The 26,401-nt window shown below is 43.9% G+C and carries 21 protein-coding genes and 1 riboswitch; of the genes, 15 read left to right on the top strand and 6 right to left on the bottom strand.

The annotated features are described in order from the left end of the window. Positions 1–85 precede the first annotated feature (85 nt). Positions 86–589: a YgjV family protein gene (locus OCV24_RS19950; RefSeq protein WP_136998140.1), complete on the top strand. Its 504-nt coding sequence runs from the start codon at positions 86–88 to the stop codon at positions 587–589. 12 nt (positions 590–601) lie between these two features. Beyond that, positions 602–1,066, top strand: a complete 465-nt coding sequence (locus OCV24_RS19945) for a GNAT family N-acetyltransferase (RefSeq protein ID WP_137026133.1) — start codon at positions 602–604, stop codon at positions 1,064–1,066. 254 nt (positions 1,067–1,320) lie between these two features. Here the strand turns inward: OCV24_RS19945 and OCV24_RS19940 are convergent, their stop codons facing one another. Next, positions 1,321–1,818, bottom strand: coding sequence for a fasciclin domain-containing protein (locus OCV24_RS19940; protein WP_137026131.1), 498 nt, complete (start codon positions 1,816–1,818; stop codon positions 1,321–1,323). 510 nt (positions 1,819–2,328) lie between these two features. On the opposite strand from OCV24_RS19940, the gene OCV24_RS19935 reads away from it, so the two are divergent. Continuing rightward, a complete protein-coding gene (locus OCV24_RS19935; protein WP_060469682.1) occupies positions 2,329–2,823 on the top strand; it encodes a GNAT family N-acetyltransferase in 495 nt (164 codons plus the stop codon). Positions 2,824–3,036: 213 nt separating this feature from the next. Next, positions 3,037–3,136: riboswitch (purine riboswitch) on the top strand. Between the two features lie 89 nt (positions 3,137–3,225). After that, complete coding sequence (locus tag OCV24_RS19930) at positions 3,226–4,224, top strand: adenosine deaminase (protein ID WP_136998142.1); 999 nt, start codon at positions 3,226–3,228, stop codon at positions 4,222–4,224. A gap of 80 nt (positions 4,225–4,304) precedes the next feature. On the opposite strand, the gene OCV24_RS19925 is transcribed toward OCV24_RS19930, so the two are convergent. The 4 genes from OCV24_RS19925 to OCV24_RS19910 all read right to left on the bottom strand — a co-directional run bounded on the left by OCV24_RS19925 (position 4,305) and on the right by OCV24_RS19910 (position 10,666). Next, positions 4,305–4,949: a DUF2057 family protein gene (locus OCV24_RS19925; protein ID WP_029627289.1), complete on the bottom strand. Its 645-nt coding sequence runs from the start codon at positions 4,947–4,949 to the stop codon at positions 4,305–4,307. 365 nt (positions 4,950–5,314) lie between these two features. Beyond that, on the bottom strand, positions 5,315–7,690 hold the full coding sequence (locus tag OCV24_RS19920) for an ATP-binding protein (protein ID WP_017058443.1): 2,376 nt from the start codon (positions 7,688–7,690) through the stop codon (positions 5,315–5,317). Continuing rightward, complete coding sequence (locus tag OCV24_RS19915) at positions 7,683–8,777, bottom strand: cytochrome-c peroxidase (RefSeq protein WP_017058442.1); 1,095 nt, start codon at positions 8,775–8,777, stop codon at positions 7,683–7,685. The genes OCV24_RS19920 and OCV24_RS19915 overlap by 8 nt, the downstream gene beginning before the upstream one ends. A 326-nt stretch (positions 8,778–9,103) precedes the next feature. Then, entirely contained in the window at positions 9,104–10,666 is a 1,563-nt protein-coding gene (locus OCV24_RS19910) for an arylsulfatase (RefSeq protein WP_150879217.1), read from the bottom strand. A gap of 346 nt (positions 10,667–11,012) precedes the next feature. Here OCV24_RS19910 and OCV24_RS19905 point away from each other — a divergent pair, with 346 nt between their 5' ends. The 10 genes from OCV24_RS19905 to yegS all read left to right on the top strand — a co-directional run bounded on the left by OCV24_RS19905 (position 11,013) and on the right by yegS (position 23,972). Further along, positions 11,013–12,560 (top strand): arylsulfatase, encoded by a 1,548-nt coding sequence (locus tag OCV24_RS19905; RefSeq protein ID WP_017058440.1) that lies wholly within the window; start codon positions 11,013–11,015, stop codon positions 12,558–12,560. A gap of 192 nt (positions 12,561–12,752) precedes the next feature. Next, entirely contained in the window at positions 12,753–15,161 is a 2,409-nt protein-coding gene (locus tag OCV24_RS19900; RefSeq protein WP_150879219.1) for a tetratricopeptide repeat protein, read from the top strand. A gap of 184 nt (positions 15,162–15,345) precedes the next feature. Further along, complete coding sequence (locus OCV24_RS19895) at positions 15,346–16,329, top strand: AAA family ATPase (protein WP_017060007.1); 984 nt, start codon at positions 15,346–15,348, stop codon at positions 16,327–16,329. Positions 16,330–16,341: 12 nt separating this feature from the next. Next, a complete protein-coding gene (locus tag OCV24_RS19890; RefSeq protein WP_150879220.1) occupies positions 16,342–17,304 on the top strand; it encodes a DUF58 domain-containing protein in 963 nt (320 codons plus the stop codon). Further along, positions 17,305–17,865, top strand: coding sequence for a DUF4381 domain-containing protein (locus OCV24_RS19885; RefSeq protein ID WP_077681540.1), 561 nt, complete (start codon positions 17,305–17,307; stop codon positions 17,863–17,865). It abuts the gene before it with no gap. Next, positions 17,858–18,937, top strand: coding sequence for a vWA domain-containing protein (locus OCV24_RS19880; protein WP_077681539.1), 1,080 nt, complete (start codon positions 17,858–17,860; stop codon positions 18,935–18,937). Before OCV24_RS19885 ends, OCV24_RS19880 begins: the two co-directional genes overlap by 8 nt. Then, complete coding sequence (locus OCV24_RS19875; RefSeq protein ID WP_150879221.1) at positions 18,930–20,654, top strand: vWA domain-containing protein; 1,725 nt, start codon at positions 18,930–18,932, stop codon at positions 20,652–20,654. Before OCV24_RS19880 ends, OCV24_RS19875 begins: the two co-directional genes overlap by 8 nt. Continuing rightward, positions 20,651–22,045, top strand: a complete 1,395-nt coding sequence (locus tag OCV24_RS19870; protein ID WP_136998151.1) for a BatD family protein — start codon at positions 20,651–20,653, stop codon at positions 22,043–22,045. The genes OCV24_RS19875 and OCV24_RS19870 overlap by 4 nt, the downstream gene beginning before the upstream one ends. Before the next feature lie 78 nt (positions 22,046–22,123). Continuing rightward, complete coding sequence (locus OCV24_RS19865; RefSeq protein WP_017058432.1) at positions 22,124–23,029, top strand: LysR family transcriptional regulator; 906 nt, start codon at positions 22,124–22,126, stop codon at positions 23,027–23,029. 34 nt (positions 23,030–23,063) lie between these two features. Beyond that, positions 23,064–23,972 (top strand): lipid kinase YegS, encoded by a 909-nt coding sequence (yegS, locus tag OCV24_RS19860; protein WP_017058431.1) that lies wholly within the window; start codon positions 23,064–23,066, stop codon positions 23,970–23,972. Positions 23,973–24,138: 166 nt separating this feature from the next. On the opposite strand, the gene OCV24_RS19855 is transcribed toward yegS, so the two are convergent. After that, the gene (locus OCV24_RS19855) at positions 24,139–24,927 is read right to left on the bottom strand and encodes a formylglycine-generating enzyme family protein (RefSeq protein WP_077681536.1); all 789 of its coding nucleotides are present in this window, start codon (positions 24,925–24,927) and stop codon (positions 24,139–24,141) included. Positions 24,928–25,064: 137 nt separating this feature from the next. Here OCV24_RS19855 and OCV24_RS19850 point away from each other — a divergent pair, with 137 nt between their 5' ends. Then, the gene (locus tag OCV24_RS19850) at positions 25,065–26,396 is read left to right on the top strand and encodes an anaerobic sulfatase maturase (RefSeq protein WP_150879222.1); all 1,332 of its coding nucleotides are present in this window, start codon (positions 25,065–25,067) and stop codon (positions 26,394–26,396) included. Positions 26,397–26,401: the final 5 nt, after the last annotated feature.

The following is a 26,401-nucleotide window of genomic DNA, read 5'->3' as shown; positions in this document are numbered from 1 at the left end:
TTTATTAGTCGGGCTTATTCTTCAGTCATGTCTATTTGATTGACTAAAGAGCTAAAGTGTCATTGTTATTATTTAAGGAATCGCCGTGTCAGCCTTCTACCTTTCACAAGTGCTCGTCGCCATCGCTATATGTTTCGACTTGTTGTCTTTTCAGTTCAAAGAAAGGAAGAAAATCGTTACGTGTTTGTTTTTTGCTGGCGTTCTTATTTCGAGTCATTTCATTCTTCTTGAGCAATGGACTGCGGCGAGTTTGATGATTATCGCGACTATACGTTATTTGACGAGTGTGTTCTCGACATCACCTAAATTAAAATACTTCTTTTGTTCTATGTCATTAGTGGCAACAATTTTTACTTATTCTGGGGTAGTGAGCGTATTAAGTTGTTTGGCTTCAGTTTTTCAAACTTTAGCGGCGTTCAACAAAGACGATCGTCGCTTGAGAGAGTTGATGATAATAGGAACCAGCTTTTGGCTAATTCATAACTATTTGGTTGGTTCTCCAACCGCAGTGGTAATGGAAGTCTTGTTTATATGCAGCAATTTAGTGGGTTATTACCGTTTTTATTTCAAAAAAAGTGCAGTGGTATAAAAGGAGTATGTCGTGGTTAAGATTCGAAACTATCAAGCGAGTGACGCCAAAGCACTGTGGGACATTTACTTTAATACCGTTCGTAATATTAACGTTCGTGATTACTCTCAAGAACAAGTCGAGGCTTGGGCACCAAGTTATTTTGACTCCGAACTTTGGCAAAAGTGTTTGCACCGTATACAACCCTTCGTGGCCGAGTTAGAGGGAGTTGTGGTTGGTTATAGCGACCTTCAACCGAATGGGTTGATTGATCATTTTTTCTGTCATCATGAATACCAGGGCAAAGGTGTAGGAAGAGCTTTAATGGAACATGTGTTTTCTATTGGTGCAGATCTCGGAGTGACTCGGTTTTTCTCTGAGGTGAGTATTACCGCCAAGCCTTTCTATGAGCACTTTGGTTTTACGGTGGTGAATGAGCAGGAGGTCGACATGCGTGGAGTTAAGCTGACAAATTACGTAATGGAGAAAGTGACCTAATAGCCTAATCTGATTTTAGTTTGGTTATCGCCAATGCTATTTCATATTAAGAGAGGCAGAGTGTCGAAAAGTTCAAGCGATGAGCGCCTGTTTGCTTGATACAGACCTTTATTTGAAAGTGTTACTTATTTCGTTACAAAAGCATCGTTTGTAGTGAGAGTAAAGTTTGTAGCGAAAAAACAATCTGTAGCAAAGGATGAAAGGGCGTGATCCAATCACACCCTCTAAGAATTGTTCGTGTTTATCTCTTTTGCTTACTTTGGCAGTAACACTTTATCGATCACGTGGATTACGCCATTGCTTGCTTCAACGTCTGGCATTGCGACTTTAGCGTTATTAATCATTACGTTACCATCGTCAATTGCTATCATTACAGCTTCCCCTTGCACCGTTTCAGCACTATTAAGCTTCATGACTTCTGTTGCCATTATTTTTCCTGGCACCACATGATATGTGAGCACGGCGACTAACTTGTCCTTATTTTCAGGTTTCAACAACATATCAACCGTACCTTCTGGCAGTGCCGCGAATGCTTCATCGGTTGGTGCAAACACCGTGAAAGGGCCATCGCCTTTCAATGTCTCGACTAAACCTGCCGCTTTCACTGCTGCTACTAAGGTGGTGAAAGAACCATTTTCAGCCGCCACATCAACGATATCTCTCTTCATTTCATGATGGTTAGCTTGAGCAAAAGCGGTGAAAAGAAGTGTTACAAATAGTACTGACAGAGTCTTACTTAAGTTATTAAACATATTGTCGTCCTTTGAGTTTGTCTGTATTTCCGACAATCACTACGAAAGTTTAAACTTGATAGATCAACTTATTGAACCTTCGATCAACATCCTTTTATAGCCAACGTCATCATACGAATAAAAATACACTGCTAAATCATTGTTATAATTTCACTTATCTACGTATAGCTGAAAGTAATTACTCAATTAATGGATGTGAATATGATTTTTTACCTGTTTTACTGCCGGGATTTGCGTCAATGTGGACACGAAAGGTGGTTTGATAGGTTATCAAGATTGGTCCTAATATCGATTTTTATAACTCCGAGTAAGTGTTAGCAGCTGTTGGTGTCGACTATAAATTCTAACTACACTCAGATTCCAAACTGTGATTTTCATTATTCGCTTAGCTTTCTCTTCATTATTGGTTCAAGTATTTTTAGTTCTTACCACTTTAAGGTTGTAGGTGATCGTTGCTATCCGTAATATGAAAAATAGGTTACAGGTAGGAAGAATTAATAAGGAAGTGCTTTGGAAATACAAATTAGACACCTTGAACTCACGGACAATTCAGATATTTTCGATATTTATCGTCATCCATCAGTATCTGAAAATACTTCACAAAAGCCTTTCCTTAGTTCAGACCAAGTTGAAAGGTTGTTTGGACATTCTGACCATTTTTCTTTGGTGGCTGAAGTCTCGGGTAAAGTCGTGGGACATATGACCTTATTCATGACTACAAAGGTCAGAGACAGACACTGCGCAGGGCTTGGTATCGCGATTCATCCTGATGCCCACGGCAAAGGGGTCGGTAAGGCATTAATGCAAGAAGCGATCAATCAGGCGGATAACTGGCTTAATCTAGTGCGCCTTGAACTTGAGGTTCATGCTGATAACCACGCCGCAATTGCTTTGTATGAAGGTGTCGGTTTTCAATTTGAAGGTACTAAAAGGCTCAGTACATTCAAAGCCGGGAAATACATCGATATGTTATTAATGTCGAGAATTCGACCGGATTACCTCTAATATCTCGCTATTTGTTTACCTTTAGTGGACGGATCCTATAGTGATAACTGACAGCCCCAAACCGTTTGTTGTTTGGGGATTTTATATAGAATGAACGGGTTATTTATTATTTATCCTAAACCATAGCGCAGCGAAAACTGGATTAATTCAGTATGGTTGTTGAGTTCACAATCTTACTGAGTAATTGGTTAGTGAAATTCCCATCTAATTCTGTATAGTTACAACAGTTTGCTTCGTATAACCCCAATGATATGGTTTGGGGGTCTCTACCAGCTCCCGCAAAGTGCTGATTACGAAGGGTTTAGATCACAATAGTGTTCTTACTCTTTGTAATGGCGTTCAAAAAACATCTTGTCTATTATTCAGAGTAAGTACACACCTAAAATCCATAGTAGGTGAAATATGAACGCATTTATTCAAGGGCTTCCAAAAGTAGAGTTGCATTTACATATTGAAGGTTCATTAGAACCCGAGTTACTTTTCCAACTGGCTCAACGCAATGGCATCGACTTGCCTTATTCATCTCCAGAGCAATTAAGAGCTGCTTATGAATTTGATGATCTGCAGTCATTTCTTGATATTTACTATCAGGGCGCTAATGCTCTGCGTACAGAACAAGATTTTTACGATCTAACATGGGCATACTTAGAGCGCTGCCAAGCTGACAACGTTATCCACACTGAAATTTTCTTTGATCCTCAAACACATACTGATCGTGGCATTGCATTCGATACCGTGATTAACGGCATTCACCGTGCGCTTGAATACGGTCAAAAAGAACTAGGAATTACCTCTCAAATCATTGCCTGCTTCTTGCGTCACCTGTCTGAAGAGAGCGCCATTCAAACGTTCGCTGATATTCTCAAGCATCAAGATAAAATTATTGGTGTTGGATTAGATTCTTCTGAATTAGGGCATCCACCCGAGAAATTTAAGCGAGTATTTCAGAAAGCCAAACAAGCGGGTTTCCTAACGGTAGCTCATGCGGGAGAAGAAGGGCCAGCTCAAAATATTGTTGATGCGATTGAAATGCTCCGTGTTAGCCGAGTAGACCATGGTGTGCAATGCATGACTGACGAGGCCTTGGTAGAGGAATTGATTGAAACCAAGATGCCACTGACTATATGTCCATTGTCTAACACTAAATTACGCGTTTTCGATGCGATGGAAGACCACAACATAGTCGAGTTGTTAAGAAAGGGCGTAGCTGTCACCATTAACTCTGATGATCCTGCGTACTTCGGTGGTTATATGTCGGATAACTTTAATGCTGTGAACCAAGCTCATGACATGACGCAGCAAGAACTGGCGCAGTTTAGCTTGAATGCTATTGAAGCGAGCTTTATTGGAGAGTCATTAAAGCAGAAATATAGAGAAGTTGTGTTGGCTTATATCGCATAGCTTTCTGCAATATATGAAGGTAAAGAAGCTGGCTATAATAACGTGCCAGCTTCTTTAGTTTGAACGAGAGATAAGCCGATCTACTTGTTCACGTAATCTTTGAATTTTTGTTTGGTTTCAGAGTCAGCTTTTTCGTACCAGAAATAGAGCATCTCCTCGGCTGTGTTCGCAGCGTTAGTATCTATCTTAGCTGGCAGAGTAACTGGTTGAGCAGCAACGGACGTAGTCATGCCAATGGCTAGTGCCGCAATGCCACCTTTCTTGTTGTATTCTTTAGCTTCTTGAGGGAACTTACGACCAATTTGCATGCCGTCTTTAATTAACTTGTCTTGCTTAACACTGATAACGTTTTGGTTCTCATCAACCAATTTCCAATCTAGGTTCTCAAAGCCTTTCTTCGCTTCACGGGTATTATGGTATTTAGGCATATCGAACATCAATGCAGCGTCGGTAGCACTGAAGGTTGCGATAATAGCATCGCTATCAACAAACTCACGGTCGTTACCTTTGTCAAAAGCAAGCTGATATTGGAATACGATCTGGTTTTTACCGTCTGGAACGGTGAGCGTTTTATGAGAAGAGAATAAGCTGCCATCTAGATCTGGCTTAGCTTCGTTGACCGCTAGAATATCAACACTTGATGGAACTTGAATTTCAACGTCAGCTAATACTGCAGGTGTTGCAACGATAGCTGTAAGTAGGGCAATGCTTTGGATTGTCTTCATAATCATACAGTTGTTTATAGTTAGATAAATCACATTCTCATGCAGAGCGAAGTATTTCAAGTTACCTTGTCTCTATTTGATAAAATTCACCGAAACTTAACCTAAGCCTAATTTTTGAACGAATTACTCGCACTTTTCCACTCAGACAAGGGGGCGTTTAACGACTCATGAGGTGTAGGGTTTATATCGAAGCTTTAGGACTCAAATCTTTAAGGGGCATGGCAGGAAACGCTGCATACATTGAAAATATTAGAAATCTAACTGGCAACCGCTTACTTGAAAGCGGCAAATCAGTTTGTTGCTCGTTTGAAGAAAGTAAACAAGCCAAACGTACGAGCAATTGCCCACATAGCGGCAGAGGAGGTCTACCCCGTTTTTTGTTGTTGATGGAGTTTGTGTATTAATCGCATTGCTTGGTGACTATTGACCATTAGCCTATTAATGAGTTGTTGAAGTAGCTCAGCCTCGGGCATCATATGTTGTTCGGTGATTTCTTCAGCGGAGATTGATAGCTCAAGAACCTCCGACATTTGAAACTCTGCGGCGATACTTTTTACTGCTTGTAAGGTGTCGTAGAGTTCATCAGGTTCTGAATCAGAAAATATCTTTATTAATTGATCAATTTCGTTCTCTAACTTATTGACCAGAGATCTTAAACATTCAAGCTTCTCGCTGGCTTTAAGCTCTTCGCCAATCAGTAATTGGCAGCGAGATATCTCTTCTTCTGTCATCGGCAGCTTATCTTTTGGATGACGAGTAAGTACCGTAACATTGCCCCTAGCTTCGTTCTGAAGGCTTTGCAGATGCGAGGATCTGTGTCGATTTATCTCAAACTTATGACGAAATTCATTAATGGCATTTTGGAGACTGTTTTTTTGTAGTGGCTTAGTGAGAACGAAATCAGCCCCTGAAAGCAAAAAATCGTCATGAGCCTCTTTGAATACGTCTGCGGTGCACGCGAAAATGACGGTCTTGAGTTTAAGTTCATTTCGAATTTTATGTATCGCTTCTATACCGCTCATGTTAGGCATGTGGTTGTCCATTATGATTAAGTCATATTGGTTTGAAATCAATTTATCCAATGCCTGTAATCCGTCGTAGGCATTCTCAACGGTTAAGTTTATCGACTCACAAAACTTTCTTATCACCATTGCGTTAATCTTGTTGTCTTCTACTAATAGCACAGAAAAATTATCGAGTGTCTCACTATATTTGGGTAGTACTTTTTCTACTATTTGTCTTTCAATCTCATACATTTCCAATGGAAGAGTGATGGTAAATTTAGTACCGAAATTTATCTGACTGAAAACCGAAATCGTCCCTCCCATCAATTCGACTAACTGCTTCACAATAGAAAGTCCTAATCCTGTTCCGCCAAACTTACGTGTCGTTGAAAGCTCTGCTTGTTCAAATGCCGTGAATATGTGGTCGATTTTGTCTTCGGCAATCCCAATCCCTGTGTCGGCGACCGTAATATGTACACTTGGTGGGTTCGTTGATGTGATCTGGAATTCAACTTCGACTTTCCCACTTTCGGTAAATTTAACGGCGTTGCCAGCAAGATTAAATAAGATCTGACGTATACGTGCGGGATCTCCAATGAGCTGAATATTGGTTGGTGTGCTGTCTTTTATGAGAAAAGATAAGCCTTTTTCGGCGGCTAATGGTGTCAGGGTTTTATCAAGATGGGTAATGATGTCTGTGACTGAGAATGGGCTTAGTTCTAGCTCCATTTTCCCTTGTTCAACTTTAGAAAAATCAAGAATGTCATTGAGTATTGTGACGAGATGTTGACCTGAATCGATAATAATTTGGGCCTGCTTTCGGGTATCGGTACTTTGTGAGTCCTCTTTTATGATTTGAGCGATGCCCAATACGCCATTCATCGGCGTGCGTAATTCATGGCTCATGGTCGCGAGGAACAAAGACTTCGCTTCGTTGGCTTTGTGTGCTTTGTCAGCTGCTTCTTGGTAAGAAAGGTTGTTCCGTTTCAACTCGAATACACGCAGAATAAAGAGCGTGATTGAGAAGGCAAAGGTAAGCAGGGCGAGGGTGATGATGAGTCGAACGATAAACCCGACTAGTTGATCTTGAAAGTTTGTAAACTGATGTGCAATTTGATCTAGATATTCCATGCTATGAGCGGCAAGGACTTGCGAAAGAAGCTGGCTTTGTTGTTGATTAAGCACCACAAACGTTTCTGATAGATTCGCCAAATCTGAGTCTACATTTTGTTGCTGGATGGAGGCTCCGGTTTGCAAAATACTGGCGAGAAGTCCGCTTGGTATTTCTAAGTTCATAGAAGAAGATAAGCGGTTATCAGTGAGCTTAAGAGTCAGAGATTGCAGAATGAACTCTCGAGCGACACTCAGCCCGACAAGGTTGTCTAGCTTATCGATATTAGCCATTGAAGCATTGTGGAAGCGCTCAAGTAATTTAACCGTTTGTAAGTCGCTAAAGAACGTGGAGTGTATTTTCTTTCCTTGATAACTCTCCCTTAATGTTTGTAGTTTCTTTTCTAAACGGACTAGATTTGCCGACATTTGATAAGGGTTTGAAATACCTGCGAGAGCACTGTTCGTGACTTTATCGCGCATTTCTAAAATTTCATGGCCTAATTCACGAACAGACTCACTGTATTCAACGACATTCTCATGTTCAGTGTAGGTGAGTACGATGGCGCTGATTAGACCCACGAATAGAGAAACAAAAAGTAAGAGGGCGAGCCTGATTTTATTCATTTTCAAACTCCACTAATATTGGAGGTCGGAGACCTGTAAGTGTTTTTAAAAATACTTTAAGATCACTAATAGTTTGTTTTTCGAATGTTTTACCGAGCTGGCTTTCACCCATAATTTTGATTGCTTCTTCTAAAGTAGGTGTTTGACCATCATGAAAATAGGGTGCTGTAATTGCCACATTTCTTAGGCTGGCGACACGAAATAGATGTTTATCTTGTGGTTGACCGGTAAACATAAAACGGCCTTGATCTTTACTTCTCTCTGCACCTGTTCTTGATAACCCAAAGTAGCCAAATCGCATTACCATGCCGCCGCCAATATTGGTGCCTTGGTGGCAACGAATACAGCCTTCCTCTTGAAAGGTTTTCCACCCCCTTTTTTCACTTGCAGAAAGTGCAGAGTTATTGCCTCTTAAATATTGGTCGAAAGGAGAGTGAGGTGTCGTTAAGCCTCGCATAAACTCAACGAGAGCTGCTTTAATTGAGGCCTCGTTAATAGCTGTTCCCTCTTCATTGAATAGACTAACGTAATCATCTGCCTGGGATACATAATCAATAATATATTCCCAGTTAGAATCCATTTCGGCGACGTTATGTACGGGGCCATCGATTTGGTCAGTAAGGTTGTTAACGCGACCATCCCAAAAGAAGCGGTAGTTAAAGGTCGCGTTGAACACTGTGAGTGAATTTCTCATTCCGCTGCCGTTTACTCCAGCAGATACAGGGGTCACTTCAGCCCCATTGGTTTGCAGGCTATGACAACTTTCACAACTGACACTTTGATCGGACGATAAGTTGGGATCCCTGAATAAAATCCAACCTATTTTGGCAAGCTTCTTATCAATTTGAATTGAATCTGGAATTGGTGATACTGGAGATTTTGCAGATGGGATCTGTTTGGTATTTTGGGTATCTGTAGTGGAGGTGTGGGCTGCTGAAAGGAAGGTTTCATAGTCGTTATTACGAGAATGTTGTTCTTCATGTTCAAGTAATACATGGACCTTTGAAGAGGAGGTATCATAAACCAATACGGAGATTGAAACGCAAATTACCGTTACGCTTATTACAGCCAGATATGGCGTTTTCATAGCATCAATTCCAACTGATTATGACCACTCAGAGTCGCTCTGATTCCACCTTCATTCCCTTGTTAATGAAGGTGTGACTTTATAAACCTAGTTGCAATAAATTGATGTTGCAAGGCTGGTGGAAGGAAATTAAACCGGTTTGGTAAGTATGCTCGGGAATGGACTGATAAACTGGGGCTAATGTAGGTGCGATGAAGAAAAGCCGTAGTCACTGTATTGAGTCACCACGGCTTTATTATTTCATAATGCACTTACTTTATATATCTGAAGTGCGTATGTTTACTCGAAGTACTAATGTTTACTTGAAACATCTCTCCTAAATCGGCTTATTTAGCTTGCGCTGCTGCCGCTTCTAGTTGCTTAAGTTTACCTTGAAGCATGTATGCATTCTGGTTGAAGTTACCAGGGTTCAGTACTTGGCTGTTCTGCATTGGGTAGTCAGGTAGCGTGTTCATGAACTCTTGTACTTTGCCGCCTACTGGTACGAATAGCCACATGTTGTCTGCCATCCAACGTAGGTACATGCCAGATTCGTGTGGGGCTTTTTCGAATGGGTCTGCACGTAGGTGAACGACTTGAGGCCAGTTTGGTTGGAAACGTACCGCATCGGTAATGTTACCGTCCATTACCGCGAATGAGATCTTGAAGTCATTCCAACGAACTGCGTTTAGCTCAGCGTTTGCAGAGAAGTAAAGCATGCTATCACGAGGGCCTTTCTCTTCTTTACCTTGGAAGTAAGGTAGGAAGTTGTACCCATCTAGGTGTACGCGCCAGTTTTTACCGTTGTAAGTTGCACCTTTGTCAGACGCAAGTTTCTCAACCACTTTATCATCACCAGCGGCTGCTAGTAGAGTAGGGATCCAGTCTTGGTGGCTCATGATGTCATTGATCTTAGTCCCCGGTTTGATTGTACCAGGCCAGCGAACGAGCTGAGGAACACGCATACCCCCTTCGTAAGTGGTACCTTTCTCACCGTGGAAGTAAGTTGCACCGCCATCAGGCCAAGATACTGTCTCTGCACCGTTATCGGTCGAGTAGATAACGATTGTGTTGTCTGCGATCTTAAGCTCATCAAGCTTGTCTAGAAGGATACCTACTTGGTCATCGTGCTCTAGCATGCCATCTGCGTAGATGCTGATACCTGATTTACCTTGGTATTTTTCTTGTAGACGAGTCCACACGTGCATACGTGTTGTGTTGTGCCAGATGAAGAATGGTTTGTCAGCTTTCACTGCTTTTTCCATGAAGGCTAGAGATTGTTCTAGGAACTCTTCATCCGCGTGCTCCATACGCTTACGCGTCATTGGGCCGGTATCTTCAATCTTACCGTCAGAAGTTGACTTGATTACACCTCGAGGGCCAAAGTTCTTACGGAACTCAGGATCTTTAGGGTAGTAGTATGTTTCTGGCTCTTCTTCCGCGTTTAGGTGGTAAAGGTTACCGAAGAACTGGTCAAAACCGTGGTTTGTTGGAAGGTGTTTGTCTTGGTCACCCATGTGGTTTTTACCGAACTGGGCTGTCATGTAGCCCTGTTCTTTAAGAAGGTCAGCGATCGTTGGAGCCCAATCTGGGATACCGTGGTCTGAACCTGGCATTCCGATAGTCAATAGACCGGTACGGAAAGGTTCTTGGCCCGTTAGGAATGCAGCACGACCAGCAGTACAAGACTGTTGCCCGTAGTGGTCAGTAAACAGAGCGCCTTCGTTAGCAATACGGTCGATATTAGGTGTTTCGTAACCCATCATACCGTTGTTGTATGCACTGATGTTGAATACACCAATGTCATCACCCCAGATAGCAAGAATGTTTGGTTTTTCTGCTGCTGTTGCCGCTGAAGAAGCTGCTAATAAGCCAACACCTAATGCTAGTTTATTAATTTTAGTACCCATAAGGACTCCGATTCACTTTAAAGATTAATGCGTTAGAGCAACACATCGTTGGGCAAACATTAATCTCTAAAATCGGTTGTGTCTTTTTATAGTGGTTATAACTAATTGTTATGGGTGTTTATTAAAGTTTTGATTTTTATGGTTCTTTACTGGTTTAGTCGATTTGCCTTCTAACATCAGTTGTGATCATTATCATGTTTGTGTGCGGAATTTCTGTCATCTAGTTGTGCGTGTCGCTGTTAAGAAAAATGACAAATAGATTAATAGTTTAGCGAATCTCGCGATCGTTAAAAAAATGGACTATATGTTGTATGGCAGGATGCAAATAACTAACGAAGAGGTTTTTATGACAGCGAAATATGGCGTCAAACGTCGATTAGCAATTCTGGGTACTGCGATGATGGTGGCTTCCACCACCACATTCGCGGCAGAAAAACCGAATATTCTCGTCATTTGGGGTGATGACATTGGCCAATCTAATGTCAGTGCGTACACCTTTGGCTTAATGGGGTATCAAACTCCAAACATTGATAGCATCGCCAAAGAAGGGATGATGTTTACCGATTACTACGGAGAGCAATCTTGTACCGCAGGTCGCTCTACGTTTATTACAGGGCAAAGTGTACTGAGAACAGGCTTGAGTAAAGTAGGCTTGCCGGGTGCAGATATTGGTTTGCAAGCTGAAGATGCAACCATTGCAGAAATGCTTAAACCAATGGGTTACATGACGGGGCAATTTGGTAAAAACCATCTTGGCGATAAAGATGAATTCCTTCCAACAGCGCACGGGTTTGATGAATTTTTTGGTAACCTTTACCACCTAAATGCTGAAGAAGAACCAGAAAATGAAGATTACCCAACCGATCCAGAATTTCGTAAGAAATTTGGCCCTCGTGGTGTTATCAAGTCATTTGCTGATGGCAAGATTGAAGATACTGGGCCTCTAACGCGTAAGCGTATGGAGACTGTCGATGAAGAAACACTCGATGCCGCACTTGATTTCATGGATCGTGCGGTTAAAGCCGATAAGCCATTCTTTGTTTGGTGGAACGCAACACGTATGCACTTTAGAACCCACGTGAAAGCGGACAGTAAAGGTGTGACCGGTGTCGGTAACTACGCTGATGGTATGGTTGAGCACGATAGACATGTAGGCCAATTATTGAAGCAAGTGGATGAGCTGGGTATCAAAGACAACACGATTGTTTTCTACTCAACGGACAACGGTCCACACATGAACTCTTGGCCTGATGCGGGTACAACACCGTTCCGTGGTGAGAAAAATACCAACTGGGAAGGTGCGTATCGTGTACCTGCGATGGTTCGTTGGCCTGGTAAGATTGAACCGGGTAGTGTTTCTAACGAGATCATGCACCATATGGATTGGTTGCCAACTTTTGCAGCCGCCGCTGGTGATGACCAAATCAAAGAAAAACTTCTGAAGGGTCATAAGGCGGGCGATAAAACGTTTAAAGTTCACCTAGATGGTTATAACTTCCTTCCTTATCTAACAGGTGAAGAAAAAAAAGGTCGTCGCTCTGAAGTTTTCTACTTTACTGATGATGGTGATTTGGCCGCGCTTCGTTACAACCAATGGAAAGCGGTGTTTATGGAACAGCGTGCAACGGGCACGATGCAGATTTGGGCTGAACCGTTCGTGACGTTACGTCTTCCTAAGCTGTTTAACCTGCGTATGGACCCATACGAAAACGCAGACATTACATCGAATACCTATTATGACTGGTTGTTGGACCATGCATATATGTTCGTTCCTGCGCAAGCGTATGTTGGTAAATTCTTAGAAACGTTTGCTGAATTCCCACCACGCCAAAAAGCAGCAAGCTTTAGCTTGGATCAGGTAATGGAGAAACTTCAGGAATCTCATAACAAATAAGTGATTGTTTGAGTGAAACTGAACAGATTGAAGAGCTCTTAGGAGCTCTTTTTTTATGCGCATATCGATGAGTAAATCCCGGTCGTGAATATGAGTCACAACTATCGTGCTCACTGCCACTAAATAATTGTAAATTCGTTGTTTTTGCGTCTACCTTATTAAGCATAGGGATGTATAAAAACAAGGAATGTTATGTCTGCATGGTTGTGCTTACTGGTAAACGGATTGAAACACCAGCAAGTCGCAGTATTATCCGCAATTTTGTCTCCATTGATGTTGTCGCTGTTCAGTTTGAACGCTTATGCCGGCGAACAAGATCCTAATAGCAACACTGAGGCTTCAAAGCTCAGTTCTGTAGCTTCAGACGCTAGCTCTGATGTTTTACCTATCGGCTTTAAAGCCACCTATGTCGGATCGGAAGCGTGTGTTGATTGTCATAGTGAAGAAGTCGAAGCGTGGGAGGGTTCTCATCATGATATGGCGATGAAGCACGCTACAGATGAATCTGTATTAGGCGATTTCAACGATCAAACAGTCATTTATGGAGGTAAACCCAACCGATTTTTCCGCAAAGACGAAGAGTTCTGGGTCAATATCGAAGGGCCAGACGGCCAATTCAAAGATTACAAAATCAGCTATACTTTTGCCTTTAAACCTCTTCAACAATACATGGTTGAGTTTGAAGACGGCCGTGTACAGTTGATTCCTTTTGCTTGGGACTCTCGCACTGAAGGCGAAGGCGGTCAACGCTGGTTTCACCTCTATCCTGGTACCACCAACACCGATGAATTCTACTGGACCAATAGCGGTCAAAACTGGAATTTCATGTGTGCAGATTGCCATTCAACGAATCTAGAAAAAAACTACGACAGCGCGAGCAATACTTATAATACTACTTGGTCCGAGATTAATGTCGGTTGTGAAGCCTGTCATGGGCCTGCAAGCGCGCACGTTGAGCAGGCCAAGCTAGCCAAAGCTAACGGCGGAAAGGATGCTCAAGTCTCGGCGCATTATGGTTTTGATCGCGACTTGTCGAAGTCGGTGAAAGAGTGGATCTACCAAGAGGGCAACTCAACCCTGCAACCAAAAGACATCATCCATACCAACCAAGTCCAAACCTGTGCTCAATGCCACAGCCGACGAACTCAATTAAATGAAACGGGTGACCACGTGAACGGGTCATTCTTTGATAAGTATCGCTTGAGCTTGATTACCCCAGAGCTTTACCACAACGATGGTAAAATCTACGATGAAGATTACGTTTACGGATCTTTCTTACAATCAGTGATGGCAGAGAAAGGCGTCACGTGTACTAACTGCCACGATCCTCATACCGCAGAATTAAAAATTGCAGAGGAAGCCGTATGTAGCCAATGTCACATTGCTTCTGAATACACGCCTGAAAAGCACACCTTCCACGAGGCGAATACTGAAGCTTCACAATGCACGACTTGTCACATGCCAGAGACGACTTACATGGAGGTCGACCCAAGGCGTGACCACAGTTGGCATATCCCACGTCCTGATATTAGCCAACACATTAAAACGCCGAACGTGTGCACTAGCTGTCATGCAGATCAAACCGACCAGTGGGCAGATAAGCAAATCGGTGAGTGGTTCCCAGATTCTAAGTATCGTAATCAGCAGCATTTTGCCGTGGCCTTTTATGCTGACTCCATAGGGCATCGAGGGGCAGAGGATGCGTTGGCGTATTCGGCTCAGGATTCCAGCTTAAGCAATATCATTCGAGCATCGAGCTTAGAACGTTTGGGCGGTAATACGGGTAAGAATACGCTTATTTCGCTGGCAAGAGCGGTGAAACACGATGACGAGATGATCCGTTTGGGTGTGGTACAAGGCTCGTCTGGTTTCCCATTCACTGACCGTTGGCAGATTCTAGAACCGCTATTGAAAGACCCGGTATTGTCGATTCGTTCAGAAACCGCAGGCGCATTAGTGCGTTATTGGGGAGAAATGAATCCTCTGCAGAAAGACCAAATCAAACCTGCATTGGAAGAGTACATTGAGATACAGCAATTTAATGCCGACAGAGGATTTGGGCGTACTAACCTAGGCAACGTTTACCGAGATTTAGGTCAGCACGATAAAGCGATTGAGTTCTATCAAGGTGCTATCGAGATTGAGCCTTACTTCGAAAACAGCTACGCCAACTTGGCGGATTTGTATCGAGCGCAAGGTAACGAAGCAAAAGCGTTATCGACCTTGAAGCAAGGTATTGAAGCTCAGCCTAAATCGAGTGTTTTGCCATACAGCACAGGATTGTCTCTGCTTCGTGTGAAAGATTACGAACAAGCAACGGACTACCTTAAACAAGCCGCTGAAACTGCACAAACCGACCCTCAATATTGGTATGTGTACGGATTGGCTTTGGAAAAATCGGATGTTCTTGCGGCAAGTCAATCACTGCATAAGGCTTACCAATTTAGCCGCAACCCACAGCACCTGTATGCCCAGTGTGAAGTGTTGGCGCGAAACAGCCATATACCGGGCGTACCAAAGGCGTTTGAGCAATGTATTTCATCATTGAGCAAAGTGGCACAGCCGGAAGCCATTAACCAATTGAAAGCTAGGTTTAAATAAAGCGATGAGGTGAGCTTGGCTATCGAGCTTGCTGCTTATTCCGCTTGTAACCAATTATCGCGTTTATGAGCAATTATAACGTTTATAACTTATCGCGCTGATGAACAATTATCACGTGTATAACTAATAGTTATGGGGCTTGTGAGTAGGATGTACGCAGCCAGATTGAATTAAGGGAAGACTTATGAACCATGCGCAACAAGCAATTAACCAACTGATTGAACAAACAGAGAAAAGTGTTATCGGTCAGAGCCACGTCGTTCGGGCTCTGGTGATAGGGTTATTGACTAATGGGCATGTGCTTTTAGAGGGGCTTCCCGGTACAGCGAAAACACGCTCGGTCAAGTCGTTAGCGAATTTATTGAACACGAGCTTTGGCCGAATTCAGTTTACGCCAGACCTGCTGCCATCAGATGTAACCGGTACAGAAGTGTATCAAGAGCTTGATGGAAAGCCTCAACTGCATTTCCAACCGGGTCCTATTTTCAACAGCATTGTATTAGCCGATGAAGTGAACCGTGCGCCTGCAAAGGTACAAGCTGCTCTGCTTGAAGCTATGGCAGAAGGGACGATCACGGTGGGGGGGCAAACTCATATCCTTCCAGACCTGTTCATGGTGTTAGCGACTCAAAACCCGGTTGAACAAGAGGGCACGTATCCGCTACCTGAGGCGCAAATGGACCGTTTCATCATGAAAGTGACGGTTGATTACCCAGAAGACGAAGCGGAACGCGACATCATTCGATTGGTGCGCAGTGAAGAACTAGGCAGTGAGACGAGTTCAGAATTAGTCACACCACAGCATATTGAACCTGAATTGGTACTTGAAGCTCGTCGCCAACTTCCTGATATTGCGGTTTCTGATTTAGTCGAAAACTACATTGTGGCCTTGGTGATGGCGACTCGTAAGCCAGAGCGTTACCCAGAATCAAATCTATCAAAGTGGATTGAAATTGGCTCAAGCCCACGCGCGTCAATCGCATTGGATAAATGTGCTCGCGCTTATGCGTGGTTACAAGGACGTGACCATGTCACGTTAGACGATGTGCGAGCAATGCTACCTACCGTATTAGGTCATCGATTCTCACTCTCTTATGACGCATTGGCCGATGGTGTTGACCATCAAAGAGTGGTTGAAGAACTGCTTGATAATGTTGAGATCGGATAATTAGGGGGCGTCATGGCGAAGCCAACACAAGCTCCCAAATCACAAGGCCTTGATCCTCGCTTATATTGTGATTATTCAAGGTTAGTGCGAATACAGGCTCAAGCTGAGTCGTTTTCTCTGTTGCCTCATCTTAAGGCGGGCAGTGTATTGTCGGGGCGACATAATTCTCTGTTCCGTGGCCGTGGTTTAAACTTCGAGGAATTACGTCATTACCAATTGGGTGATGATATCCGTAATCTCGATTGGAAAGTTACGATGCGCACGGGTAAGCCTCATGTTCGCAGTTATACCGAAGAGAAAGACCGAAATGTGATTATCTGTGTCGATCAGCGAAGTTCGATGTTCTTTGCTTCTCAAAACACCATGAAATCCGTTGTGGCGGCGGAAGTCGCTGCATTGTGTGGATGGCGAGTACTGAAAGATGGCGACCGCGTCGGCTTCGTTTTAGCCTCACATCAAAAACTCTTTCATACCAAAGCACAGCGCTCACAGTCTGATTTACTCGCTCAACTTAAACACCTTACTAAAGCGAATCAAAGCTTAGGTGTCAGTGTGAGTGACAGCGAGGGTGTCGGGTTCAGTCAATGGATTGAACTGATCAAGCGTATGAGGCTAAAACAGTCGACCTTAATCTTTATTAGCGACTGGCGTGATTGCCAAGAACAACATCTTGATCGACTCAAGCAGCTACAGCAGCACAACGACATCCTTGCCATTATGGTGACCGATCCGTTAGAACAATCACTGCCTCATGATCTCGCTAGCGCCAACTGGGTGGTGGGTGATGGTCGTTTTCAGCTCAATCTTGATAGCCAATCTAAGGTTAACCTTGCGAGCGAGAGCCTTGCTCAAAAAGCGGCACTTCAAAAACAATCTCTTGCTAAATTAATGGCGATGAAAAACCTTCCTTATATCGAATTAGACACATCAGGATTTCATATCTCACAGCTTCAAAAGTTAGTGGGAGGGCGTTAAATGGCCGTTGAACATACGCCTCCTAGTACTTATATCCTTCGCGAACTGCGCGATGTAACGATTCCAGACAGCGTGAGTTGGTTTCCCCAAACGATCGGTTGGAAGATCCTCGGGGTTGCCTTGTTATTGGCCGCGTTCTATCTGGCTTATCGCTTGGCGTTAAGGTGGTGGAACAATCGTTATCGTAAAGAAGCACTTAAAGCGCTCATGGTATTGGATGCTCGAGACAAAAATTCAACCGAACGCACCTTCAAGGTACTCAAAGTGGTACTCCGTTACCTAGACAGAAGCAATGCAAAGTTGTTTGGTCAAGCCTATGTAAATCGCTTGAACGCTTATCTGCCTGTTAACGCTGGCACGAGTACAAAGAGTAATGCTTTCTTTACCGATGAAGTGTCGGGGCTGTGGATGCAAAGCTTAATTGATCCCAAGGTGCGTTTGACCTTTGAACAGCGTTTAGAGGTGATTCAAACCGCGATGATGTGGTTAAAACTTCATAAACCCGATGTACAAACAAAACCGAATGTACAAGCGACAACAGAGGGGCGAGATAATGTTTGATAGTTTATCTGCCAGCTTTGAGTTCGCGCACCCATTGTGGTTTATCGCGTTACCATTGCCTTTGTTGGTCTACTTGGCTGTGCCTGCTTATCGCACTAAACAAATGGCCATTAAGGTGCCATTTTTCAGTGAGTTGGTGGAAGCAATAGGCGAAGCGCCATCCGAAGGGGCAAGCCAGTTAACACCAAGTTGGTGGCAACGCACCACGCTGATTATTACTTGGGTACTCGTGGTTTGCGCGTTAGCTAAACCAACCATATTAGGAGAGCCACAAGTTCGTGAACAATTAGGTCGCGATGTGATGGTGGTGGTCGATTTATCGGGCTCAATGGCGGAACAAGATTTTACGTCTCAACAAGGGGATAAAATCTCGCGTTTAGACGCAACCAAAGAGGTGTTAGCTGATTTTGCTAAAACTCGAAAGGGTGACCGACTCGGTTTGATTTTATTTGGTGATGCAGCGTTTGTGCAAACGCCGTTTACCGCAGACCAAGATGTATGGCTTGAACTACTCAATCAAACCGACGTGGCAATGGCAGGACAAAGCACACATTTAGGTGATGCTATTGGCTTAGCGATTAAGGTGTTCGAACAGAGTGAGAAGCAGAGTGCAGTAGTTCAAGATTCAACTATTGATGCCAACGCGAAAGAGAAAGTTGTGATTGTGCTAACTGATGGTAATGACACAGGCAGCTTTGTTGAACCGATCGATGCGGCCAAAGTGGCGAAGGCGAAAGGCGTTCGTATTCACGTGATCGCTATGGGTGACCCACAAACCGTTGGTGAAGTGGCTTTGGATATGGAAACCATCAAACGAGTGGCTCAAGAGTCTGGTGGCGAAGCCTTTGAGGCGCTTAACCGCGACGAACTGACCAAAGCCTACGCTCAGATTGGTGAGCTAGAACCACAATTATATGAAAGTACCACTTATCGTCCTAAACAGGGGCTGCACCATTACTTAATGGCGATTGTTGTTGTGATGTATTTGACCGCATTCAGCTTGGCAACGATACGCCGAAGATCGCTGCTCGCTTCTTCGGCTAAGAATTTGAAAGGAGAGAGTGATGCCTGATTCTCTCACTCTGCAACAGTTCTTTACCCAGTTTCATTTTATCCGACCTTTGTGGTTGTTGGCCTTTATTCCGATGTTCTTCCTGCTATGGGTTCGTTGGAGAGAAGAGACCAAACCAACGTGGAAAGACATTCTACCTGCACACTTACGTGATGCTTTGACGATTGGCGAAACAGGCTGGCGTAAGCAGCTGCCATTGAAGCTATTGGTGGTGATTGTAACTATCGCCATCATTATCTGTTCTGGCCCAACATGGCAGCGTGAGGCTTCTCCTTTTGGTGAAGACAAAGCGTCGATGTTGGTTGTGCTTGATAACAGTGAATCCATGCTGGCTAAAGACTTACCACCGAGTCGCTTGGAACGCTCTAAGCAGAAGATTAGAGACTTATTAGCAGCTCGCAAGGGCGGTAATACAGGCTTAGTGGTTTATGCAGGCAGCGCACACGTGGCGATGCCTGTCACTCAAGACAGCAAGGTATTCGAACCGTTTCTTGCGGCTATCACACCCGACATTATGCCGGTTTCAGGTAAATCAGCAGAAGAAGCGTTGCCACTCATCAATCAGCAATTGTCTGGTGAGTTAGGTTCGTCAGTGTTGTTGGTATCAGATGGTGTGAATCCAAGTACCATCAGAGCGTTCGAAAGCTTCTTTAACGACAACCCGTATCAGTTGCTCATTCTAGCCGCAGGAAATAGCAATGTGGTGAGCGATAACCCTGTCGATCTCGATTCATTGCGCAATTTAGCAAATAAGACAGGTGGTCGAGTGATTGAGGTGACCGTTGACAATTCGGATATTCGACAACTGAATCAAGCGGTTGAAAGAAACATGCAACTTAACGGTGAATCGTCTATGCCATGGAAAGACATGGGCTATGGCCTGCTTATTCCAATGGCGATCATCATGTTGTTGTGGTTCAGAAAAGGGTGGTTGGTACAGTGGTGTGTCGTTGGTTTGATGATTTCGGGCAGCATCTATTCACCAAGCACTTTGGCGAAAACAGTCAATTTAACTGCTGAGAAACCCGTTGTGGTGGAGTCGCTTACAGCTTGGGATAAGACCGCTCAATGGTGGTGGGATTTATGGTTAACGCCCGACCAACAAGGTCAACGCCTGTTGAATCAGAAGGAGTACCTTCAAGCCGCCAAACATTTTACTGATCCAATGCGAAAGGGCGCGGCTTATTACTATGCTCGTGATTTTAAGCTCGCTCATAGTGCATTTTTGCAAACCAAAACTGACTTGGGTTTGTACAACGCGGCAAGTGCGTTAGCCAGGCAGCGTGAATACCTTGCTGCGCGAGACCTTTTGAAATCCCTAAGCGAGAAAGAGGATCTTTCACCAGAACTAAGAACGGATGTGGAAAATAACCTTGCAGTGCTTAGCGGGATTGTCGAAGAGGTAAACCGAACCAGCGAAAGCCAGTCTGGAACCACAGATGGCCCTGAAGAATCTTTAGAACTCGAAGACGATCAGCCGCGAACGGGTGATGGCGCCGAAGAAGAAACGGTAGCGGAATTGATGCTCAAGGAAACGCTGAATGCCAATGAAATCTTGGGCAGCCAAGAGCTTGCCGACAAGTGGTTAAAACGCGTCGAAGCGGATCCTAAGTTCTTCTTGAAGTCCAAGTTCCAAATTCAGTTAAGAAATCCGGCACCGTCTATCGAACAGACGCCAAAACAGCAACCGGCGTCAAAACAGGAGCAAGCACAATGAGTCGATACGATTTAGCTCTTGAAGCGGTTCAAGTAAAGGTAGGGCGCTCAGATTCTTTGAAACTAACGAAGTCGTTCCTAATGTCGATGGTTCTACTATTCAGTTCTGTTTTTCCTATTCTTGCTTCGGCGGCTGATATTTATGACCTGCAGAAGAGTAGTGATGTTGAACTGATTGCTTGGGTCGGAGAAAAACCGAAGTCAGGCGACAAGATAACACCGACCAAAGTCAGCGTAAATGAGCAGGTCATTCTGAACATTGAGGTGGCGACACCGCGCTGGTTAACAGGCGGCACTCGAATTGGCAGTATCGAAATCCCGAACGTTATTGCTAAGCAGCGAAATCAACTTGCGACCAACTACACTGAGCGAGTGGAAGGTACAACATGGTCACGCCAACGCTGGGAAGTGACGCTTTATCCGATGACTTCTGGCGAGTTTGTTATTCCAACCGTGCCGGTTCGTATCCAAGTTTCTGCTCCTGATGGTTCAAACGTTGGTGGCACGCTTTACACGCAGCCGATTAAGTTTGAAGTTTCGTTGCCTTCAGGTTTACTCGATAATGAAACGCCTTGGTTTTCTGCGACAGAAGTCGATGTAGATCAGCAATGGCAACGTTCTAGTGACGAGCTAAAAGTTGGCGATGCCATTACTCGAACTATCACGATTAAGGCAAAAGACAGCCTTTCTGTGTTGCTGCCAGACGTGCTAACCAATGAGTCCACTCAGCAGTTCCAAGCTTACCCACAGCCTAACCGTTTAGACGATGCGCAAGAACGTGGTGATTACCGTTCTAGCAGAGTCGAAGAAACGGTTTATGTTATTCAACAAGGTGGCGAATTTACCTTACCGGATTTCTCATTCCAGTGGTGGGACAGCAAGAATCAACGTCTTGAAAGTGTTGTCATAAAAGGCGAGGTGTTTGAAGCAAAACACACTGTTCAATCCTTCATCAAGGCTTATATGTCGGTCTTTATCAGCGTTGGTTTGGCATTAGTGTTGTGTGTTGCGTTATTTGTTTCTTTGAAGCGTTATTACAAGAACCGACCGACACCGAGTTGGTTGGTATTCCGTCGTTTGCTTAAGCAAGGTAATTGGCCTGCATTGAGAACCTTTATCTACCGTCAATTGCGAACAGAAACGACTCAGTTAGAGCTGGATAAAGTGAAACTGAGTAAAGCGCAACTTGGTAAATTGAATGGACAAAAACGTTGGGTGGAAGACAGCGAAGCACTTCAGCAAGGGTATGAAGATAAAAACGTCTTTACTCGTTTGTGGAGAGGGTTAAGTAACCTGTCTAATGACCAATTAAACTCAAGCCATTCTCGTTCGATTTTCTCCCGCTTGAAAATCCCTAAAGCCTTGCCAGACTTAAAAAATAAAACTAAGTAGCAACCTTTAGTTATTCGCATCGAACATGATCGGCAGGCTCTCTATTATGGGGAATCTGCTTCTTTAATATGGAACTGTATGAAAAATACCGAGCTAAATTTAATTCCTATATTTGTTGCTATCTATGAAGAGCAGAACTTGTCTAGGGCTGCTAGTCGCATGGATATCAGCCAACCTGCTGTGAGCAAAGCGCTTGCACGGTTGCGAGATATCTATGACGAGCCACTGTTTCACCGCACTACATCAGGCGTAGAGCCAACCACATTCGCTATTGATATCTATCCTGCAATGGCTGCCGCACTCAAGAACTTCACTTCTACTTTATCGGATTCAAGAGACTTCGACCCTAAAACCTCAGGCCGCGTCTTCTCAATTGCTTGCGTCTCAGCGGCGAGTTACGAAATGATGCCAAGAGTCATGCAGTTAATTAGTCAAGTGGCGCCTGGTATTGCATTGGAAATTCATCCCTTGTTTACTGAAGATTACGAGTCCGATTTAAGATTACAAAGACACGATGTGATTGTTGATATGACGCCAAAGGGAAGAACCATGCTCAAGCATGAGGTGATTTCTAAAGAGGAGCTGGTGGTTGTATGCAGAGCTGATCATCCTACGGTTGGCGACACCATTAATATGGAGCAATTTCTTTCTCTTGGTCACGTCGTGGTATCTCGCTGGCACGCCCGTAAAAGCTTGTTAAGTTCTGAACACTATGATGGATTAGAACAGCGCAGGGTAGTTTACCGAGCGGCTGGCGTTGTCGAGATGCTCCCAGTCATTGAGAACTCAGATTATATCGGTATGCTGCCAATATCGTCGGTTCGCTGTTTCTCAGAGAAGTACAATGTCAAAATACTGCCTTTACCATTCGAGTTGGAAGACCTCGAAATGTGTATGATTTGGCACCCAAGCCGTACCAACGAGCCAAGCCATAAGTGGCTGCGTGATAAAATAAAAGTGGCGGCAAAAGAGTTATCAAGTTAGTTAGCACTATATTAGTTATTATAGAGGACATAGCATGGACAGCATTCGCGCGATTTTCAATGGTAAGAAAGCCAATACTCCAGAGTTAAGACAAGCGGTTTTTGATGCAAGAGACCGTGATATCGACCTACAAGTTAGAGTGACTTGGGAGCCTTCAGATATGTATCGTCTAGTAAACGAGGCAATATGCGATGGTGTGAAACGGCTCATTGTTGCTGGTGGCGATGGGACGGTTAATGAGGCCGTTAGTGCGCTCAACCAGTTTCAAGTGAGTGAAAGGCCGCAACTTGCGATTATTCCCATGGGAACCGCGAACGATTTTGCTACTGCAACGGCTATTCCGAGTAATATTGCAGAGGCTTTTGCACTCGCATTAGAAGGCAATACTTTCGCGGTCGACAGTGTTCGTGCTAACGACCGCTATTTCATGAATGTAGCGGCAGCAGGATTTGGAGCTGAAGTGACCGCTGAAACTCCTGTTGAATTGAAAGACTTTCTTGGTGGCGGTGCGTACACGTTAACAGGCGTGGTGAAAGCGTTAGGATTTAAGCCTTATAGCGGCACCTTAACCGTAGATAAAGGCACTTTTACTGGCGAAATTCTGGTTGGTGCGTTTTGTAATGGTCGCTTGGCCGGTGGTGGTCAATCACTTGCGCCTGAAGCTTTGATAGACGATGGCTTAATGGATCTAACATTAGTTAAGTCATTTGTGGCGTCAGAATTACCGCAAGTTCTTGAGGAGTTAAAAAGTCCTGATGAAGATGGTAAGTATATTGTGCATACTCAAACGAGTTGGCTTGATATCGATTTTACTCAACCTTTACCGATTAATTTAGACGGAGAGCCTTATCGTTCAAATAACATCCGCTTCGAAGTTGTCCCATCAAGCATCCGTCTGGTACTTCCTGATGACTGCCCTTGTTTAAGTAAGAACTGCGTTTGAATATGTTCAATGTCATATGGTGTTACTGAACGTGAGATCGGCTTTGCTTCAATAGTGTGCTCCGCGTACTGAGTGCGCTTGCAATATTTCCTACGTTCTTATCGTCAGCCGAGATCCGGGTTAACGTTGTGCTGTGTAATACTGAATTATTTTAATCCGCCTGTAACTAGTCTGCGTCTTTAACTAGGCGCAGACCCATGTCCGACATGGTGATTGACTGGCTTGCGAAATCACGGCGGTAACTTTCAGATTCATTTGCGTCATAGGCGAAACTGCCACCGCGCACTGATTTATGTGATAGCCCTACGTCACTATGTTTTGCATTGTTTGGATTATCTGTTGGACCGAATCTGTAGAAGGTGTCATCGAAGGCATCAATCACAAACTCTCCCACGTTTCCTGTCATGTCATATAAACCTAGTTCATTTGGTTTTTTTAGTCCGACAGGATGAGCACTGTTTTTTGAGTTTGCTGAGTACCACGCGACATCACCTAAGCTATTGGAACCGCTGTAAGTATAGCCTTTACTTCTGTTGCCACCCTTCGCTGCAAATTCCCATTCCGCTTCAGTTGGCAGGCGGTACTCTTCGCTTGTTAACTCATTCAACTGCTCAACGAAATAGTTCGCCTGTTGCCAACTTAAGTTGTTAACTGGGATTTGTGGGTTTTTGAAATAACTAAGAGACGACCCCATCACTGATTCGAATAGTTCTTGAGTCACCTCAAACTTCGCAATGTAAAAACTATCTACAACTACTTCACGGGCTGGTCGTTCAGCTTTGGTTGCTTTCTTGCTGTTTGAGCCCATGGTGAATGTTCCGCCTTCAACCAACACCATCTCTTGGTCAATTTTTTGAGCGATAGGGTGTGTAGGCACGCTTGCACAGCCGCTTAGGAAAATAGTCATTGTGACGCCGCTAACTGCTGATAAATGTTTGTAATTGATAAATTTCATCACGTGCCTCAAATATTCGAAATAGGATGTAATTCTAACGTTTTTGGTCATTCCTATTGGTTATAAAGGGTATAACATGCCACTGAGTTAATTCGGAATTATGATGGGAACAAGACACTAAGATAGGTAGGTAAATCATGCATATTACTCAAGGTCCACAATATAACGGTAAAGCGTCTAAGCGCCTGCATGTTATGGCTAAGCCGATTGGCGCAGCGTGCAACATTGACTGTAAATATTGTTATTACCTAAGTAAGCAAGATTTGTTGGAGTACAAGAAAGGCAGTTCTCCAAGAATGGATGATGAGACGCTAGAGACTTACATCCGACAATACATCGAAGGTCAAAATACACCTGAAATCATCTTCTCATGGCAGGGTGGTGAACCTACCATATTAGGTTTGGCTTATTTTGAGCGTGTGGTTGAGCTACAGAAAAAGTATCAGCCCGAAGGTGTGTTAATTTCAAATGATCTACAAACTAATGGCACATTATTGAATGATGATTGGGGTCGATTCTTAGCAAAGAACAACTTCCTAATCGGTTTAAGTATTGATGGCCCTGAAATGCTGCACAACGCTTACCGTACCAACAGAGCGGGTCGTGGCACATTCAAACAAGTGATGGCTGCTGTTGAGCTGCTACACAAGCACCAAGTAAAATTCGCCACGCTTACTTGTGTGAATAACCTGACCAGTCAAAACGCATTAGAAGTGTATCGTTTCCTACGTGATGTGGTGAAGTCTCCACAAATGCAGTTTATTCCTATCGTTGAACAGAAAACCTTTAGAACGGTTGCGCCACAAACGTCTCAAGTGAGTGAGCAACTTAAGCAAGGTGACAAGCGTCTGATCCCTGGCCATAAAGATTCGATCATGGAATCTTGGTGTGTGTCGGACTTAGCGTGGGGTAACTTCCTGATTGCTGTGTTTGACGAGTGGGCGAAGCACGACATCGGTAAAGTGTTCGTTCAGTATTTTGAAGCGAGCTTAGAAACGTGGATTGGTCGCCCGAACCCGCTTTGCACTTTGAACGAGATATGTGGCAAAGGCCTAGCAATGGAGCCAAACGGCGATGTGTTCTCTTGTGACCACTACGTTTACCCTGAATATAAAATCGGCAACATCCATCACGAAAAGCTTGATGACCTAGCATATAGCGCACCACAACAGAAATTTGGCTTTGCTAAATCACGCACACTGACGAGCCAATGCCAGCAATGTGACTACAAGTTTGCTTGTCATGGCGAATGCCCTAAAAACCGCTTTATCAAAACTCGTGCGGGTGAGCCGGACTTGAACTATTTATGTGCGGGCTGGCACAAGTTCTTCTCTCATGTTGATAAATCGATGGCGTATATTGCGCGTGCGATGAGACACCCTGTTGCTCATGGTAAGTACAGTGATTCTGTGATGATGGCGCGTCGAGTAGAACAGGCGCAACAAGCTACGTTCGAGACCAAGTTTTAAATCAA

The organism is Vibrio kanaloae, assembly GCF_024347535.1.
Taxonomy (GTDB): domain Bacteria; phylum Pseudomonadota; class Gammaproteobacteria; order Enterobacterales; family Vibrionaceae; genus Vibrio; species Vibrio kanaloae.
This window is presented reverse-complemented; position numbering and strand designations above follow the sequence as displayed.

What these genes read in the sequence shown, in the direction of transcription:
- OCV24_RS19940 (WP_137026131.1), bottom strand. Translation starts at nt 1,818, where the DNA reads ATGTTTAATAACTTAAGTAAGACTCTGTCAGTACTATTTGTAACACTT.
- OCV24_RS19930 (WP_136998142.1), top strand. Translation starts at nt 3,226, where the DNA reads ATGAACGCATTTATTCAAGGGCTTCCAAAAGTAGAGTTGCATTTACAT.
- OCV24_RS19925 (WP_029627289.1), bottom strand. Translation starts at nt 4,949, where the DNA reads ATGAAGACAATCCAAAGCATTGCCCTACTTACAGCTATCGTTGCAACA.
- OCV24_RS19920 (WP_017058443.1), bottom strand. Translation starts at nt 7,690, where the DNA reads ATGAATAAAATCAGGCTCGCCCTCTTACTTTTTGTTTCTCTATTCGTG.
- OCV24_RS19915 (WP_017058442.1), bottom strand. Translation starts at nt 8,777, where the DNA reads ATGAAAACGCCATATCTGGCTGTAATAAGCGTAACGGTAATTTGCGTT.
- OCV24_RS19910 (WP_150879217.1), bottom strand. Translation starts at nt 10,666, where the DNA reads ATGGGTACTAAAATTAATAAACTAGCATTAGGTGTTGGCTTATTAGCA.
- OCV24_RS19905 (WP_017058440.1), top strand. Translation starts at nt 11,013, where the DNA reads ATGACAGCGAAATATGGCGTCAAACGTCGATTAGCAATTCTGGGTACT.
- OCV24_RS19900 (WP_150879219.1), top strand. Translation starts at nt 12,753, where the DNA reads ATGTCTGCATGGTTGTGCTTACTGGTAAACGGATTGAAACACCAGCAA.
- OCV24_RS19895 (WP_017060007.1), top strand. Translation starts at nt 15,346, where the DNA reads ATGAACCATGCGCAACAAGCAATTAACCAACTGATTGAACAAACAGAG.
- OCV24_RS19890 (WP_150879220.1), top strand. Translation starts at nt 16,342, where the DNA reads ATGGCGAAGCCAACACAAGCTCCCAAATCACAAGGCCTTGATCCTCGC.
- OCV24_RS19885 (WP_077681540.1), top strand. Translation starts at nt 17,305, where the DNA reads ATGGCCGTTGAACATACGCCTCCTAGTACTTATATCCTTCGCGAACTG.
- OCV24_RS19880 (WP_077681539.1), top strand. Translation starts at nt 17,858, where the DNA reads ATGTTTGATAGTTTATCTGCCAGCTTTGAGTTCGCGCACCCATTGTGG.
- OCV24_RS19875 (WP_150879221.1), top strand. Translation starts at nt 18,930, where the DNA reads ATGCCTGATTCTCTCACTCTGCAACAGTTCTTTACCCAGTTTCATTTT.
- OCV24_RS19870 (WP_136998151.1), top strand. Translation starts at nt 20,651, where the DNA reads ATGAGTCGATACGATTTAGCTCTTGAAGCGGTTCAAGTAAAGGTAGGG.
- OCV24_RS19865 (WP_017058432.1), top strand. Translation starts at nt 22,124, where the DNA reads ATGAAAAATACCGAGCTAAATTTAATTCCTATATTTGTTGCTATCTAT.
- yegS (WP_017058431.1), top strand. Translation starts at nt 23,064, where the DNA reads ATGGACAGCATTCGCGCGATTTTCAATGGTAAGAAAGCCAATACTCCA.
- OCV24_RS19855 (WP_077681536.1), bottom strand. Translation starts at nt 24,927, where the DNA reads ATGAAATTTATCAATTACAAACATTTATCAGCAGTTAGCGGCGTCACA.
- OCV24_RS19850 (WP_150879222.1), top strand. Translation starts at nt 25,065, where the DNA reads ATGCATATTACTCAAGGTCCACAATATAACGGTAAAGCGTCTAAGCGC.